The sequence below is a fragment of the Pseudomonas sp. FSO-7 genome (assembly GCF_059579345.1).
The window spans coordinates 2,924,177-2,941,229 of the sequence record NZ_CM184193.1; the positions used below are offsets into that span (position 1 = coordinate 2,924,177).

Annotated in this window: 7 protein-coding genes; 3 read left to right on the plus strand and 4 right to left on the minus strand. The window is 62.5% G+C overall.

The features are described 5' to 3' along the window. Positions 1 to 116: 116 nt before the first annotated feature. The 4 genes from AC515T_RS12830 to AC515T_RS12845 form a co-directional block, all read right to left on the minus strand. Entirely contained in the window at positions 117 to 4,817 is a 4,701-nt protein-coding gene (locus tag AC515T_RS12830; protein ID WP_496532780.1) for a dermonecrotic toxin domain-containing protein, read from the minus strand. A 163-nt stretch (positions 4,818 to 4,980) separates the two neighbouring features. Continuing rightward, positions 4,981 to 9,684, minus strand: coding sequence for a dermonecrotic toxin domain-containing protein (locus AC515T_RS12835; RefSeq protein WP_496532781.1), 4,704 nt, complete (start codon positions 9,682 to 9,684; stop codon positions 4,981 to 4,983). A 140-nt stretch (positions 9,685 to 9,824) separates the two neighbouring features. Continuing rightward, positions 9,825 to 10,544, minus strand: coding sequence for a FadR/GntR family transcriptional regulator (locus tag AC515T_RS12840; protein ID WP_053119770.1), 720 nt, complete (start codon positions 10,542 to 10,544; stop codon positions 9,825 to 9,827). A 274-nt stretch (positions 10,545 to 10,818) separates the two neighbouring features. Next, positions 10,819 to 12,555: an IlvD/Edd family dehydratase gene (locus tag AC515T_RS12845; protein ID WP_186613878.1), complete on the minus strand. Its 1,737-nt coding sequence runs from the start codon at positions 12,553 to 12,555 to the stop codon at positions 10,819 to 10,821. 193 nt (positions 12,556 to 12,748) lie between these two features. Between AC515T_RS12845 and AC515T_RS12850 the strand changes: the two genes are divergently transcribed. The 3 genes from AC515T_RS12850 to AC515T_RS12860 all read left to right on the plus strand — a co-directional run bounded on the left by AC515T_RS12850 (position 12,749) and on the right by AC515T_RS12860 (position 16,889). Beyond that, on the plus strand, positions 12,749 to 14,071 hold the full coding sequence (locus tag AC515T_RS12850; protein ID WP_496532782.1) for an MFS transporter: 1,323 nt from the start codon (positions 12,749 to 12,751) through the stop codon (positions 14,069 to 14,071). A gap of 232 nt (positions 14,072 to 14,303) precedes the next feature. Further along, on the plus strand, positions 14,304 to 15,296 hold the full coding sequence (araD1, locus tag AC515T_RS12855) for an AraD1 family protein (RefSeq protein WP_496532783.1): 993 nt from the start codon (positions 14,304 to 14,306) through the stop codon (positions 15,294 to 15,296). A 12-nt stretch (positions 15,297 to 15,308) separates the two neighbouring features. Beyond that, positions 15,309 to 16,889, plus strand: a complete 1,581-nt coding sequence (locus tag AC515T_RS12860; protein ID WP_496532784.1) for an aldehyde dehydrogenase (NADP(+)) — start codon at positions 15,309 to 15,311, stop codon at positions 16,887 to 16,889. The last annotated feature ends 164 nt before the right edge of the window (positions 16,890 to 17,053 follow it).

Here is a 17,053-nt window from a genome sequence, read left to right on the forward strand (position 1 = left end):
GGCGAGGGAGCTTGCTCCCGCTTGAGTGCGCAGCACTCACAACAGAAAGGGCTGCTTCGCAGTCCTGCGGGAGCAAGTTCCCTTGCCACGATGAACCCCTCGCTTGAGGTGAACAATCAAGGCGCCAACGGCAAGAACTTGTCGTGGGCCAAGGATTTGCCGATCTGTCCACGGTGCACATTCACCACCGCGTAGGGGCTCTGCGCCTTGGCGATCAGCGAATGGTAGTGCTCCCGGCGTTGCTCCTTGGTTTTCAGGTGCGCGACGCTGTAGTCGGCTTTGGGTGTGTCGGCCGTTTCGTAGTGGAAATGGGCATACCAGAGGGGAAACCCGTCGCGGTCGTTGATAGCGTACTCCTGGAGAAAATCCTTGCGGGCACCTTTCAAGGCCTTGCGTTCGCCCAGCAACGCGACCTGGATCAGGTTTTTCTCGAACAGGAACCGCAGGTTGCCGTCGGTGGGCGGCAATTGCAGGCTCAATTCAGTACGCAGGGCGCTGCCCTTGAGCGTCAGCCTGGTCATCGCGTCCGACAACTGCTTGGCCAGCGCCTGATCGGCCGGCGTGCGCGTGGCTTGCGATGCGCTGAAGGCCCTGTCGAGTTCGGCAGCGAGGGTGCGGAAGCGGTCCGCCTCATTGTCCATGATTTCCTCGATTTCCTGAGGATGGCGGCAGTGCTTCTTATAGCTTTCAGCGTGGCGTAGACGGTCTTCCAACTCATCGAGGACTTTTCGCGCATCGGCCTTGATCGTCTTGAGCGATCGCGTCTTGGGTGCCGGCGTCGGGCGACGTACCTCGACCACGTCCCAGACGTCGTCATGGCGCGAATAGGTGGAGATCACCTCGTTATTGGCTTCGGAGCGCACCTCGACGACTTCAACCGGCAAGGTCGTACCGGCCGGTTGCAGGTCGCCAATCAAGACACCGCGGTGGCGGGTCTTGATCACCTTTTTTTGCGGACGCCCGGCGGATACCTTGGGACGCTTGGGCGCACGCTTGCGTGGTTTGGGCTCGGGTTTGAGTTCCGCGGCCAGTCTCCCGGACGCGTCCTGGTAAAGGCTGTCGACCAGTTTGACCAGCCGCTCGAAATAGCTTTCGTTGAGGTCGTCAGCGTAGAGGGTCTTCAGGCCCTGCAAGCCGTCCAAGGCCTTGCCATAGTGCTCGGTCAGGCTTTCCAACACCGCCAGCTGTTCCGAGGGAGACAGGTCGTAAAGCTGTAGATCTCCGTGGGTACGCATGTGTTCCGCCAGTGGCTTGACGATGCGCAGCAGGCTGCCGGTAAAGTCGGAGTCGGGGTGTTTGACCGACAGGAGCGGCAGTGTGCCCAGCAGCAGGAATCTACTGCTGGTGACATTTCTTTCCTCCAGCGGGCGGTCTTTGGTCAGCCGTTCGAACGCTGCCGCGCCGGCGTCGTCCAGGTTCAACAGCCGCTCCAGGTAGTCGTCCTTGAGTTCCAGCCAATGGATCGCACGCTCGTGGATGTCACTCAGCGTGTCGAGGTACTGCAAGTAGCTCTCGCGGTGAACAGTGAGCGCCGCTTCCAGCTTATCTTCTCCCTGGAAATGGGGATGGGCATGAGTGGTGGCGATGTGATCGCTTTGCGTCACCAGGAAGGCTTTACGGGCATTGTTCACCACGTTTTCCAACAGCCCATGCATGAATTTAGGCGCCAGCGCGATACCCAGGCCGGCCCGTTCGGGTGCGCTGTTGACCAGGCTCACATACAGGTCGGTCTGCTCCTGGAGCAGGTCATAAAAGACTTTGCGTTTCGGCGCGCGCTGGGCCTCGGTGTAGGGACCTTCGTCAAGGCGTGTCATGACTTGCTGGGCGACGTCCACGGCTTTTTGCAGGTCGGCGTCCTGGGCAATGCGTCGGTTCAGTTCTTCGGTCAATTCGAAGCTGCGCTGGGTATTCAGACGACTCAGTGTCGCCATACGCTTGGGTGGCGCACCGCCCAGCAGGCGCAAGCGCAGGTCCAGGGACCAGTGGCCTTGGGTGTCCGACTTGAGTGCCGGACCGTTTTTGCTCGGGTCGCGCGGGTCGACAATGGTCGCGCTGCCGTCCTCTTCCGGAGTGACTCGATACAGGACGCCGTCGACCTCGGCGTGCCAGGTGTTGTTGATCACGTAAAGGCCCTTGTAAGGCCCGTAGGTCACCGGGTCGGGCAGTGCTGCCGGGCGCGTTGCCTGCAAGCGCAGCAGGCGGGTGCGTTGTTCCGGCGTCAGGCGCTGACGCGGGTTGGCGAAACTGAAGTCCAGGACCCTGCTGGCGGCTTCGGCGTGGGCGCCAGGCAAGGCAACGGGGCCTTCGACAAGGCTGGGCAAGGCCGGGGCGGGCCATTGATCAGGTACAGCGCGTGGCGCCGGGGGACGCATCGCCTGGGCCTTGACCGATTCGGGCAGCGTCGCGCGAACAGGCACGTGGACGGCGGGAAACTGGCTCACCAGCAGGGCCAGGTTGACCAGCAGATCGACAGTGGCGAGTTCCCGTGTCACCGGGTCTTCGCTGCTCAGGGCCGGGATGTCGTTTCGGGCGCTGGCCATCAGGTTCCACAGCCAGACCGTGGTCATGGCCGGGCCACGCAGCAAGGGGAACAGCAGCGTGTTGAACAACAGGCTGCCGCCCTCGAGCAATACCGCCCAGCGGCTCTCGCTGTTGGAGACCGAGGCCCGGTCGGCCTGGGTGACCAGGGCCTGGGCGTTGCAGCCGTAGAGGTACTGCATGAGTTGGCCTTTTTGCAGCGATTGCAGTAGATCGTCGTGGCTGTCGTCGTTGGCGAGGGTCGCCGGTGCGGGCTTTTCGGGCCGCTCGAACTCGTCACCCGGGAAAAACCGCACGATGTGTGGCTCCAGGAAACCACCGTTGGCGTACACCGGGCGTGCGGCATCGGACAGCCAGGTCAGGACGCTGTCCTGCAGCTCCCCGGCACTGGCGATGGCCTGCATCAGCCCCTGGCGCGTGGGGAATTCCCGCAGCGTCGGCGCATGCAGCGGTCGGTACAGCACGTGTGGGCCGGTGGTGATGTCTTGCGCCTCGATGATGAACATGTTCGTCACGACATCGGCTTGGGCCTGGGGCTTGCGCAGCAACGCCAGGTGCCGTATGACCACGGTGCGACCGTCGACCTGTTGGTCGTGGGGGTCGGATTGCAGGACGGCTTCCATCAGCCGCAGGCCTTTGCGGGTCATGCCGTTTTCATTGGCGAGCACCTGCTTCAACGTCTCCAGCGCCAGTTGCGCCGGGATCTGTTCGGCGAACATCTGTCGACGCCGCTGCGCCTGGGGCGAATCGCCAAGCAGCTTGTCTTGCAGGTAGTGCGGGTAGGAGGTGCCAATGTCGACCTGTTCGATCAAGCCGTCCCGGCGGGTGATGAACTCCGGCGTCAACCATGCAGGCAGCGCCAGGCCCAGGCGATGGCTGATCGTCAGGCTGCCGCTTGGCCGGGCGACGAGGTTGCGGATGGCCAGGTCGGTCAGGCTCATCTTCCTTTTTTCGCTGATACCGGCGGTGCCGGGATACCCCGCGGACACGGTGAAGATCAGCACCACATCGTCGGGTTGGTAGCGGTTGGACGGCACCTTGTCCGGGCTGCTGTCGTTGGTTTGCTGCATGCGCTTGAACAGGGCGTCGGCCGTGAAGGCCTTGATGTCCTTGATGTCGCTGAGAAAGGTTTGGCCCTGGTGCCGTTTCTTGGCGCTGGCCAGTACCAGGCTGTGGTGCTGGAAGGTGGTCTGGTCGACGATGGAGGCCTGTTGCAGCCATTTGGGCAACAGCGGTTCAAGTTGCGCCGAGGTTTTAGGCGTAAGGCGTGGGGCATCGAGCAGAGCGCGGGCCGGGTCGCTCAAGTCGTTGTAGAGCTTTTTCAGGTTTTGCAGGCCGATCCGAGCGGGCAGTTGTACGGTCTTGAGGTCGGCCAGTTGCTGTTCCAGCAGCATGGCTGCCTGGATTTCGAAGGTATTGCCGCTGATCTCGTAGCGCTGGCAGGTGACGGTGTCGACCACGTACCGACTGGCGATCCGTTCGCGCCAATGTTGGTTGAACGCCTCCAGGGAGGTGAAGGCGTGCACCGCGCTGCCGGGGCTGCACAACAGGAAGACGGTGGCGTCTGTGGTAGCGCGGGTCAGGAGGATGTCGCTGCCGATCAGCACGGTGCTGGTCGTGCCTTGGGTGACCAGGGTCTCCAGGCTGTAGGCGTATACCGGCGCCTGGCGGTTGTCACGCAAGCGTCTGTCACGGTCCGGCCAGCGGATCACCTGGTCCAGGGCTTCACGTGCCGGGTCGGTGAGCCCCGGTTGTTGCAGCCCACGGATATGCAGCATGTTCTTGAAGGTGTCGCTGAGCCATTGCCAGCGGCTGATAGGGCTGTTCGCCTCGGTGGGTGGGCTGGTATCGAGGTCGTCGCTCCAGTAGCGGGACAGCGCCTCTTCCAGCCCGATGGGTACACTCCAGGACAGCTCACGCAATACCTTTTCGATGACCTTCATGTCCAGCGTTTGATTGCCTGACCAAAGACGGTGGGGAACGCTGTCGGAAAGGTAGTAATCCAGATTGCCCTGTGGGCTCAGATCCAGGGGGGTACCAAGTGCCAAATAGTTGAGGACCCAAGCCATGAACGATTGGAAGTGCCAACCGTGCCCGACGGCGTCCGGCGTTGCCAATTGGGTCTTGGCGAGGTCGAGGGTCAGCCAGGGGCATTTGTCCTTGAGGGCTTGCTCAAGCATGCGCTGGGCGACCTGTTCGAAGGTCGGGCGGCTGGCGAATTGCAGGCTGACCCGTTGTGCCAATGCGGCGGCGGTGTCAGCCGTGGGGAGGGCGGTCATGAGAAGTCCTTTTCATAAGTGCCATGGCCGTCGGAATGACGACCAGAAAAGTATCGACTTCGCTGTTCCCGGTGGGTGGTATATACATACCACCCTGTCGAATTCAGGTTGTGGCAGGTCTCGCCGCAGCCCGCAAAGCCGAGCCCTTGATCCTGCGCTGTGATCAGGGCGCCAGCGGCAGGAACTTGCTTTGCGCCAAGGATTTGCTGAGCTGTCCTCGATGTACGTTCACCACTGCGTAGGGGCTGTCCGCCTTGGCGATCAGCGAGTGGTAGTGCTCCCGCCGTTGCTCCTTGGTTTTCAGGTGCGCGACGCTGTAGTCGGCTTTGGGTGTGTCGGCCGTTTCGTAGTGGAAATGGGCATACCAGAGGGGAAACCCGTCGCGGTCGTTGACGGCGTATTCCTGGAGAAAATCCTTGCGATCGCCTTTCAAGGCCTGACATTCGCCGAGTCGGGCGACTTGTATCAGTTGTTTTTCGAACAGGAACCGAAGGTTGCTATCGGTGGGCGGCAATTTCAGGCTCAATTCGATGCGCAGGGCACTGCCCTTGCTCCTCAGGCTGGAAACAGCGTCTGATAGTTGTTTGCGCAGTGCCTGGTCGGCCGGCGTAGGCGAGGTTTGTGATGCGCTGAAGGCTCGGTCGAGTTCTTCATGGAGCGCGCTGAATCGACTCGCCTCATTGTTCACGATTTCCTCGATTTCCTGAGGGTAGCGGCAATATTTCTTGTAGCTTTCAGCGCGGCGTAAACGTTCGGCCAATTCGTCCAGCAGCTTTCGCGCAGCACTCTTGATGGCCTTGACCGACCTCGTTCGGGGGACGGGGGCGGGCACCGGCATCGGAGGCCGCACGTCAACGACATCCCAGACATCGTCGTGGCGCGAATAGGTGGCGATCACCTCGTCACTGGTTTCGGAACGCAGCTCGACGACTTCAATCGGCAAGGCTGTGCCGGCCGGTTTCAGGTCACCAATCAAAACACCGCTTTTGCGGGTCCTGATCACCTGTTTCTGCGGCCGCCCGGGCGCTGCCTTGGGGCGCCTGGGCGCACGCCTGCGTGGTTTGGGCTCGGGTTTGATTTCAACCGCCAGTTTCCCTGACACGTCTTGGTACAGACTCTCGACCACCTTGATGAACCGGTCGAAATAGGCTTCGTCGATATCGTCGGCATAGAGGGTTTTAATGCCCTGCAAGGCATCCAGGGATTGGCCATAGTGCTCGGTCAGGCTCTCCAGTACCTCCAGTTGTTCCGAAGGGAGTAGCTCGTAGAGCCGCAGCTTGCAATGAGAAATCATGTGTTCTCCCAGCGGCTCGATGATGTGGGACAGGCTCTCGGTCAAGTCGGAATCAAGGTCCTTGATCGCCAGTACGGGAAGCGTAGAGAGCTGCAAGGATTTGGTGCCGGTCGCATCTATCCCGCCTGATGGGAACTCCGTGGTCAGGCGTTCAAACGCTTGGGCTCCGGCTTCATCTAGGTTCAATAACCTTTCCAGGTAGTCGTCCTTGAGTTCCAGCCAATGAATCCATTGATCGGTGACATCCGTCAGTGTGTCGAGGAACCTTCTGTAGCCCGGCAGGTCATGGGTCATGGCCGCCTCTATGTTGGGTTCCGCGTATTGGGGATGGGTGGCCCTGATGTTCGTGTAGTCTCTTTCTGTGATCAGGGAGGCTCTGCGGGCATTTCTGACCACGTTTTCCAGTAGCCCGCGCAAGTATTCGGGCGCAAACGCGATACCCAGGCTGGCGCGTTCGGGCGCGCTGTTCACCAGGTGCACATACATCTCGGTCTGCGCCTGGAGCAGGTCATAGAACACTTTGCGCTTCGGTGCGCGCTGCGCCTCGGTGTAGGGCCCTTCCTCGAGTCTCGCCAGCACTTGGAGGGCAACAGTCATGGCTTTGTGTCGATCGGGCTCTTGCGCGATGAACTGGTCCATCTCCTCGATCAATTCCTTGCATCGTTGGCTATTGAGACGACGTTGTGCTGCCACGCGCTTGGGCGGCGCCCCTCCCAGCAGGCGCAGGCGCAGGTCCAGGACCCATTGGCCCTGGGTATCGACGCGTAACGGCGGACCTTTTTTGGTCGAGTCGAGCGGGTCGACGATGGTGGCGCTGCCGTCCTCTTCCGGGGTGACTCGATACAGCATGCCCTCAACCTCGGCGTGCCATTTGTTGCCGATCACGTACAGGCCCTTATAGGGCCCATAGGTGATCGGTTCGGGCAGTGAAGCCGGGTGTGGTACTTGCAGGCGCTGCAGGCGGGTGCGTTGTTCCGGCGTCAAGCGATGGTGGGTGCTGGCGAAGCTCAAGTCCAAGGTCCTGGCAGCGGTTTCAGCGTGGGTGCCCGGCAAGGCAATGCTCCCCTCGATGATGCGCGGCGAGGACGGCGCGGGCCATTGCTCGGCAATGGCCCGTGGCGCTGGCGGGCGCATGGCTTGTTTCTTGATCGATTCGGGTACGGGGGCATGAGCAGGGATGTGGCTAGAGGGGAACTGGCTCACCAGCAACGCCAGGTTGACCAGCAAATCGACGGCCGCCAGCTCCCGAGCCACCGGATCTTCACTGATCAGGGCCGGGATGTCATGGTTGGCGCTGGCCATCAGGTTCCACAGCCAGACGGTGGTCATGGCCGGGCCACGCAGCAAAGGAAACAGCAGCGTGTTGAACAACAGGCCGCCGCCCTCGAGCAACACCGCCCAGCGGCTTTCGCTGTTGGAGACCGAGGCCCGGTCGGCCTGGGTGACCAGGGCCTGGGCGTTGCAGCCGTAGAGGTACTGCATGAGTTGGCCTTTTTGCAGTGATTGCAGCAGATCGTCGTGGCTATCGTCGCTGGCGAGGGTCGCCGGGGCGGGCTTTTCAGGCTGCTCGAACTCGTCACCCGGAAAAAACCGCACGATGTGTGGCTCCAGGAAACCACCGTTGGCATACACCGGACGTGCGGCATCGGACAGCCAGGTCAGGACACTGTCCTGCAAGTCCCTGGCAGCAGTGATGGCCTGCAACAGGGCCTCACGGGTCGCAAATTCCTGTAGGGCGGGCGCGTACAGCGGTCGATACAGCAGGTGCGGGCCGGTGGTGATGTCTTGCGCCTCGATGATGAACTGGTTGGTCACCACATCGGGCTGGGCCTGAGGTTTGCGCAGGAGCGCCAGGTGGCGCATGACCACCGGACGTCCGTCGACCTGTTGGGCGTCTGCGGTGGGTTGGAGGACGGCTTCGAGCAGGCGCAGGCCTTTGCGGGTCATGCCGTTTTCGTTGTCGAGTACCTGTTTCAATGCCTCCAGCGCCAACTGCGCCGGCATCTGCTGGGCAAACATGTGTTGACGCCGCTGTGCATGAGGCGAACGGCCGAGCAACTTTTCTCGCAGATAACGAGGATAGTTCGCGCCGATGTCGACCTGTTCGATCAACCCGCCTTTGCGGGTAATGTAATCCGGCGTGATCCAGGCCGGCAGCGTCAGGCCCAGGCGATGGCTGAGCGTCAGGTTCCCGCTTGGCCGGGCGACGAGGTTGTTGATGGCCAGGTCGGTCAGGCTCATGTTCCGCTCTTCGCTGATACCGACGGCCCCGGGATAACCCGCCGAGACAGTGAATGTCAGGCGCACATCGTCGGGCTGGAAGTGGCTGGAGGGTACCTTGTCCGGGCTGCTGTCGTTCGTTTGTGTCATGCGGTTGAGCAAGGCGTTGGCGGTAAAGGCCCTGATGTCGCTGATGTCACTGAGAAAGGTCTGGCCCTGGTTGCGTTTTTTCGCGCTGGCCAGGGTCAGGCTGTAGCGCTGGAACGCGGTCTGATCGGCGATGGAGGCTGTTTGCAGCCATTTGGGTAACAACGGTTCAAGCTGGGTCGAGGTTTCAGGCGTGGGCCGGGGCGCGTCGAGCAGATAACGAGCCGGATCGCTCAAGTCGTTGTAGAGCTTTTTCAGGTTTTGCAGGCCGATCCGAGCGGGTAGCTGTACCGCCTTGAGGTCGGCCAGTTGCTGTTCCAACACCATGGCTGCTTGGGTCTCGAAGACATTGCCGCTGATCTCGTGGCGCTGGCAGGTGACGGTGTCGACGATGTACTCGCTGGCGATTCGTTCGCCCCAATATTCATTGAAGGCCTCCACCGAGGCAAAGGACTGCACGGGACCACTGGGGCCGCACAACAGAAATTCGGTTGCGCCGCGAGTGGACCAGGACAGGAGGATCTCGGTGCCGACCAGTGCGGTGCTGGAGGTGCCTTGCGTGATCCTGGTTTCCAGGCTGTAAGCGTACACAGGCGCCTGATTGTGGCGAATGAAACGCAGGTCACGGTCCGGCCAGCGGACGATCTGGTCCAGGGCCGCACGTGCCGGATCGCTGAGGCCCGGTTGTTGCAGCCCGCGGATGTTCAGCGTGTTCCTGAGCACATCGCTGAGCCAGCCCCAGCGGGTGACGTTCGCACCGGTTTGGCCGCTGGCGTCGAGGTCGGTGTTCCAGTAGCGGGTTACCGCATCTTCGAGTCCGATCGGCACGCTCCAGGTCAGTTCAAGGAGCAATTTTTTGATGACTTTCATGTCCGGTTTTTCGTTGCCTGACCAGAGGCGGCGGGGAATGCTGTCGGAAAGGTAGTAATCCAGATTGCCCTGTGGGCTGAAATCCATGGGGGTGTCCGAGGCCAGGTAATCGAGGACCTGGGGCATGAACGGTTGGAAGTGCCAACCGCGCCCGACCACGTCCGGCGTTGCCAATTGGGTCTTGGCGAGGTCGATGCTCAGCCATGGGTACTTTTCCTTGAAGGCTTGTTCAAGCATGCGTTGGGCGACCTCTTCGAAGGTCGGGCGGCTGGCGAATTGCAGGCTGACCCGTTGTGCCAATGCGGCGGCGGTGTCAGCCGTGGGGAGGGCGGTCATGAGAAGTCCTTTTCATAAGTTTCATGGCCGTCGGAATGACGGCGAGAAAAGTATCGACTTCTCTGTTCCGGGTGGGTGGTACATACATACCACCGGGTTGCGGGCGGGGTGTGGCAGGTCGCGCTGGAATTCGGGGGATGTCAGGCGGGATCGCTGCCCAGCACCACATTCAACGCGCTACGGGCATCGTCCAGCTGCACCAGCGTGGCATGGCGGGCGCCGAGGGCGTCGCGGTTCTCGATGGCGGTGAGGATCGCCTTGTGTCGCGGCATCGCCAGTTCATGCAGATTGGGCCGCTGGTTGGAGTGCTTGAGCGCTTCGGCGATGGCCACCGACAACATGTTGCAGAGGTTGGCGAGCAGGTCGTTGTGGGTGGCGTCGGCGATGCGGCTGTGGAAGTCCAGGTCCGGTTGCAGCACGGCCTCGGGGGTCGGGGCTGCCTCCATGCGTTGGTAGGCTTCACGGATGGCGGCGATGTCGGCCTCGTCGGCGAACTGGGCGGCGAGGGCGGCGGCGGCCGGCTCGATGATGCTGCGCACGCTGGTCAGGAGGTTGAAGAATTCATTCTGCGGGCTGCTCTGCATCAGCCAATGCAGCACATCCGGGTCGAGCATGTGCCATTCCCGCCGGGCCTTGACCACCGTGCCCACGCGCGGGCGCGAATACACCAGGCCCTTGGCGACCAGCACCCGCGTGGCTTCGCGCAGCACCGGGCGGCTGACTGCATACTCTTCGCACAACAAGGCTTCAGCGGGGAGTTTATCGTCAGGTTTGAAACGCCCGGAGACGATCTGCATGCCCAGCTCCTGGACGATGCGCGCATGCATGCTTTTGCGGTCGGAGGGTTTGCGGTAATCCATGGGGCGCGGCGCGATCCTGTGCGAGGGGAATGTTGCGCATGATAGCAGGCGCGCGGATATTCATCAGGCCAAACCCTTGGGCCTGGCGACCTTTGTGGCGAGGGAGCTTGCTCCCGCTCGGTTGCGTAGCGACCGCCCAGGGGCCTGCTTCGCAGTCCAGCGGGAGCAAGCTCCCTCGCCACAGTCGGTGTGATAGCCAACTTTGGATGTTGTCTGTTACACCGCTATCGCGAGCAAGCTCAGCTTCCACAAAAGCTCGCTCCCACAGGGGGGGTCAGTGGGAGTGGCGTGGCACCTCGGCGCCGCGGCAACCCACCAGGAAGTCGAAGTCACAACCCTGGTCCGCTTGCAGGACGTGGTCGATGTACAACTGGCGATAGCCACCCACCAGCAGTTGCTGCGGTGGCGCGAGGTCGGCCAGGCGTGCGGCGAGTTCGGCGTCCGGGATGTCCAGGTGCAGGCGGCCGCTGGCGCAATCGAGCTCGATCCAGTCGCCTTCCTTCACCGCCGCCAGAGGTCCGCCGGCGGCGGCTTCCGGTGCCACGTGCAGCACCACCGTGCCGTAGGCGGTGCCGCTCATGCGCGCATCGGAAATCCGCACCATGTCCGTCACGCCCTGGGCCAGCAGCTTGGCCGGCAAGCCCATGTTGCCGACTTCGGCCATGCCCGGATAACCCTTCGGCCCGCAGTTTTTCATCACCAGGATCGAGCTGGCGTCCACGTCCAGTTCCGGGTCGTTGATCCGTGCCTTGTACTCGTCGAAGTTCTCGAACACCACCGCGCGCCCGCGATGCTGCATCAGTTCGGCGGTGGCGGCGGACGGCTTGAGCACTGCGCCCAGTGGCGCCAGGTTACCGCGCAGCACGCAGATACCGCCGTCGGCGCGGATCGGGTTGTCCAAGGTGCGGATGACTTCGTCCTGGCCATAGATCGGTGCGTCCTTGGTGTTTTCGCCGAGGCTCTTACCGTTGACGGTCAAGGCGTTCGGATGGGGAATCAGGTTGGCTTCGCCCAGACGCCGCAGCACGGCGGGCAGACCGCCGGCGTAGTAGAACTCTTCCATCAGGAAGCGCCCGGACGGCTGCAGGTCGACGATGGTCGGCATGCCGCGCCCGATGCGGGTCCAGTCGTCCAGGTCCAGTTGCACGCCGATGCGTCCGGCAATGGCCTTGAGGTGGATCACCGCGTTGGTCGAGCCGCCGATGGCCGCGTTGACGCGGATGGCGTTTTCGAAGGCCTCCTTGGTCAGGATCTTCGACAGTTTCAGGTCTTCACGAACCATTTCCACGGCGCGCATGCCGGACATGTGGGCCAGCACATAACGCCGTGCATCCACGGCCGGAATCGCCGCGTTGTGGGGCAGGGAAGTACCGAGGGCTTCGGCCATGCAGGCCATGGTCGAGGCCGTGCCCATGGTATTGCAGGTGCCGGCCGAGCGGGACATGCCGCCCTCGGCCGCGAGGAAATCGTCAATGGTGATGGTGCCGGCCTTGACCTGTTCGCTCAATTGCCAGACCACCGTGCCCGAGCCAATGTCCTGGCCTTTGTGCTTGCCGTTGAGCATCGGCCCGCCGGTGACGACGATGGCCGGTACGTCACAGCTGGCGGCGCCCATCAGCAACGCCGGGGTGGTCTTGTCGCAACCGGTGAGCAGCACCACGCCGTCAATCGGGTTGCCGCGAATCGCTTCTTCCACATCCATGCTCGCCAGGTTGCGGGTCAGCATGGCGGTGGGACGCAGGTTCGATTCGCCGTTGGAGAACACCGGGAATTCCACCGGGAAGCCCCCGGCTTCGATCACGCCGCGCTTGACGTGCTCGGCGATCTGCCGGAAGTGCGCGTTGCACGGCGTCAGCTCCGACCAGGTGTTGCAGATGCCGATGATCGGCTTGCCGTGGAACTGATGGTCGGCGATGCCCTGATTTTTCATCCAGCTGCGGTACATGAAGCCGTTCTTGTCGGCGGTGCCAAACCATTGGGCCGAGCGCAGGGAGGGTTTCTTATCAGACATGATCGATTCTCTTATTGTATGACTATATTGTTCTAGCTGAAGCGTAACATAAGCGCAATTTGTGCGGTTTGGAAGTGTTGTTGGGTAAATAGTATTACTATATAGTCCGATTCAACGGAGGGGTTGTCCTGGCGGTCATTCGCGAGAGAAATCCCCCGAGGTTCTATAACAACAACAATCGGAGACCGGTCCCATGAGCCAGGAATTGCGGCTTATTCGTCGCATTACGCTGAAACTTATTCCCTTCCTGATCCTGCTGTACCTGATCGCCTACGTGGACCGCTCTGCGGTGGGCTTCGCCAAGCTGCACATGGGCGCCGACCTCGGGATCGGCGACGCTGCCTATGGCCTGGGTGCCGGGCTGTTTTTCATCGGTTACTTCCTGCTGGAGATCCCCAGCAACCTGATGCTGGAGCGCTTCGGTGCCCGGCGCTGGTTCGCCCGGATCATGGTCACCTGGGGCGCCATCACCATCGGCATGGCTTTCGTGCAAGGCCCGCATAGCTTTTATGTGATGCGCTTCTTGCTGGGGGCGGCCGAAGCCGGGTTCTTCCCGGGCGTGCTGTACTACATCACCCAGTGGTTCCCGGTGCGCCATCGCGGCAAGATCCTCGGTCTTTTCATACTTTCCCAACCCATCGCGATGATGATCACCGGCCCCGTGTCCGGCGGCTTGCTGGGCATGGACGGGATCCTTGGCCTGCACGGCTGGCAGTGGCTGTTCATCGTCATCGGCCTGCCGGCGGTGCTGTTGACCTGGCCGGTGCTGCGTTACCTGCCGGATGGCCCGCAACAGGTGAAATGGATGGACCAGGCCGAGAAGGACTGGCTCACCGGTGAGCTGAAAAAAGACCTGCAGGAGTATGGCCAGACCCGCCACGGCAATCCGCTGCATGCCCTCAAGGACAAGCGTGTCTTGCTGCTGGCGCTGTTCTACCTGCCGGTGACCTTGAGCATCTACGGCCTGGGTCTATGGCTGCCGACGCTGATCAAGCAGTTCGGCGGCAGCGACCTAGTGACCGGTTTCGTGTCGTCGGTGCCCTACATCTTCGGCATCGTCGGCCTGCTGATCATTCCCCGCAGTTCCGACCGTTTGAACGACCGCTACGGTCACCTGGCCGTGTTGTACGTGCTGGGTGCCATCGGCCTGTTCCTCAGCGCCTGGTTGTCGGTGCCGGTGTTGCAACTGGCGGCGCTGTGCCTGGTGGCGTTCGCGCTGTTTTCCTGCACGGCGGTGTTCTGGACCTTGCCCGGGCGTTTCTTTGCCGGCGCCAGTGCGGCGGCGGGCATTGCGCTGATCAACTCGGTGGGCAACCTGGGCGGCTACATCGGGCCGTTCGTGATCGGTGCGCTGAAGGAATACACCGGCAACCTGGCCTCGGGGCTGTACTTCCTGTCCGGTGTGATGGTGTTCGGCCTGGTGTTGACCGGGGTGGTCTATCGCCTGCTGGAGCGCAAGCATGTGCTGCCGGCGGACCAGTTCGCCGCCAGCGCCCGGGGGGCGACGCGTACCTGAGGCCACCGCAATCAACTGTGGGAGCAAGCTTTTGTGGCGAGGGAGCTTGCTCCCGCTCGACTGCGCAGCAGTCGCAAACACGCGCTGTGTTTTGCCTGAATGAACTCGGCGCCTGAAGTTGGGGGGGCTTCGCCCCCCAGCGGGAGCAAGCTCCCTCGCCACAAAAAGCCTGCGAAGGGAGCCTGACCGTTCACTACGCCTATTTATGTTTTTGTTTACAGGGAGAAAACCCATGCGTTTAGTTCAGTTCGAATTGAGTAACGGCGAACGCCGCGTCGGTGTGGTCGAGGGCGATCAGGTGCGCGAAGTGCAGGGCGCCGGCACCGTGCGCGACCTGGCGCTGGCGGCCATCGAGGCCGGCGTGAAGCTTGAGCAGCAGGTCACCAGCCTGGGTCTGGGGGCCGGTCATGATTACGCGCAACTGCTCAAAGAGCTGCGCATCCTGCCCCCGTTGGACCACCCGGACCCGGCGCACCTGCTGGTCAGTGGCACTGGCCTGACCCACCTGGGCAGCGCCTCGGCCCGGGACAAGATGCACCAGCAGGCCGGTGACGAAGCGACCATGACCGACACCATGCGCATCTTCAAGTGGGGCGTGGAGGGCGGGAAACCCCAGGCCGGGCAGGCCGGCGTGCAACCGGAATGGTTCTACAAGGGCGACGGCAGCATCGTGGTCCGCCCGGGCCATCCGTTCCCGCTGCCACCCTTTGCCGAAGACGCCGGTGAAGAGCCGGAAATCAGCGGCCTGTATGTCATCGGCCACGACGGCAAGCCCTATCGCCTGGGCTTTGCCGTGGGCAATGAGTTTTCCGACCATGTGATGGAGCGCAAGAATTATCTGTACCTGGCCCACTCGAAACTGCGCAGTTGCAGTTTTGGCCCGGAACTTCGCGTGGGTGAACTGCCTCAACATCTGTCTGGGACCAGTCGTATCCTGCGCAACGGCGAAGTGCTGTGGCAGAACGAGTTCCTCAGTGGCGAGGCGAATATGTGCCACAGCCTCGAAAACCTGGAATTCCACCACTTCAAGTACAGTCAGTTCCTGCGCCCGGGGGACGTCCACGTTCACTTCTTCGGCACCGCGACCCTGTCGTTCGCCGATGGCATCCGCACGCAGCCAGGGGATGTGTTCGAAATCAGCCAGGCTGAATTCGGCGCGCCGCTGGTCAATGGCATTGCCCCGGTGGACGCGGTGTTCAACCCGGGTACTATCGGCACACTTTAAAGGAGACTTGCGATGAACCAGATCCTTGGCCACAACTACATCGGCGGGGCGCGCAGCGCGGCCGGCCAGACTCGCCTGCAGAGCGTCGACGCCAGCACCGGCGAGGCCTTGCCCCATGATTTCATCCAGGCCACGGCCGAAGAAGTCGACGCCGCCGCCAAGGCCGCCGCCGCGGCTTATCCAGCCTACCGCAGCCTGAGCGCGGTGCGCCGGGCCGAGTTCCTCGAGGCCATTGCCGATGAACTGGATGCCCTGGGCGATGCGTTCGTCGCCGTAGTCTGCCGTGAAACCGCGTTGCCGGCGGCACGGATCCAGGGCGAGCGCGGTCGCACCAGCGGCCAGATGCGCCTGTTCGCCAAAGTCTTGCGTCGCGGTGATTTCTACGGCGCGCGCATTGACCGGGCATTGCCTGAGCGCACACCGTTGCCACGTCCAGACCTGCGCCAGTACCGCATCGGCCTGGGGCCGGTGGCGGTGTTTGGCGCCAGTAACTTTCCCCTGGCGTTTTCCACTGCCGGTGGCGACACCGCGTCGGCCCTGGCCGCAGGTTGCCCAGTGGTGTTCAAGGCCCACAGCGGCCACATGGCGACCGCCGAGCACGTGGCCGATGCGATCATCCGCGCGGCGGAGAAAACCGCGATGCCGGCCGGTGTGTTCAACATGATCTACGGCGGTGGCGTCGGCGAATGGCTGGTCAAGCATCCGGCGATCCAGGCCGTAGGCTTCACCGGTTCCCTCAAGGGCGGGCGTGCCCTGTGCGACATGGCGGCCGCACGGCCGCAGCCGATCCCGGTGTTCGCCGAAATGTCGAGCATCAACCCGGTGATCGTATTGCCGCAAGCGCTGGAGACCCGTGCCGAGAGCATCGCTCGCGACCTGACCGCTTCGGTGGTGCAGGGCTGCGGTCAGTTCTGTACCAACCCGGGCCTGGTGATCGGCATTCGCTCGCCGCAATTCACCGCCTTCACCCAGCAGGTCGCCGCGCTGATCGGCGACCAGGCGCCTCAGACCATGCTCAACGCCGGCACGCTGCAAAGCTACGGCAAGGGTCTGCAGAAACTGCTGGCTCACCCGGGCATCGAACGCCTGGCCGGGCGCGAGCAGCAGGGCAACCAGGCCCAGCCGCAGTTGTTCAAGGCCGACGCCAGTCTGTTGATCAACGGTGACGAAGCGCTGCAAGAAGAAGTGTTCGGCCCGACCACGGTGTTTGTCGAAGTCGCCGACCAGGCGCAACTGACCGCCGCGCTGAACGGCCTGCATGGCCAATTGACGGCCACGATGATCGGTGAGCCGGCGGACTTCGAACGGTTCAGCGAACTGACGCCGCTGCTGGAGCAGAAAGTTGGCCGCATCCTGCTCAACGGTTATCCGACCGGGGTGGAGGTGTGTGATTCGATGGTGCACGGCGGGCCTTACCCGGCGACGTCCGATGCCCGTGGTACGTCGGTGGGCACATTGGCGATCGATCGTTTCCTGCGTCCGGTGTGCTTCCAGAACTACCCCGACAGCCTGTTGCCCGAGCCGCTGAAAAATGCCAACCCGCTGGGGATCCTGCGGTTGGTGGATGGGGTGCCGGGGCGCGAGGCGCTCTGATCGCAGTCAGGCAGTTGCATTGCGGTTGATTGGGCTGCCGCCATCGCGAGCAGGCTCGCTCCCACAGGGGATCTTTAGTGAATACAGAACTTGTGTTCGCTGAAAATCCAATTGTGGGAGCGAGCTTGCTCGCGATGGCAATCGCCCAGGAAACATCGCTGCTG

What these genes read in the sequence shown, in the direction of transcription:
- AC515T_RS12845 (WP_186613878.1), bottom strand. Translation starts at nt 12,555, where the DNA reads ATGTCTGATAAGAAACCCTCCCTGCGCTCGGCCCAATGGTTTGGCACC.
- araD1 (WP_496532783.1), top strand. Translation starts at nt 14,304, where the DNA reads ATGCGTTTAGTTCAGTTCGAATTGAGTAACGGCGAACGCCGCGTCGGT.
- AC515T_RS12840 (WP_053119770.1), bottom strand. Translation starts at nt 10,544, where the DNA reads ATGGATTACCGCAAACCCTCCGACCGCAAAAGCATGCATGCGCGCATC.
- AC515T_RS12835 (WP_496532781.1), bottom strand. Translation starts at nt 9,684, where the DNA reads ATGACCGCCCTCCCCACGGCTGACACCGCCGCCGCATTGGCACAACGG.
- AC515T_RS12860 (WP_496532784.1), top strand. Translation starts at nt 15,309, where the DNA reads ATGAACCAGATCCTTGGCCACAACTACATCGGCGGGGCGCGCAGCGCG.
- AC515T_RS12830 (WP_496532780.1), bottom strand. Translation starts at nt 4,817, where the DNA reads ATGACCGCCCTCCCCACGGCTGACACCGCCGCCGCATTGGCACAACGG.
- AC515T_RS12850 (WP_496532782.1), top strand. Translation starts at nt 12,749, where the DNA reads ATGAGCCAGGAATTGCGGCTTATTCGTCGCATTACGCTGAAACTTATT.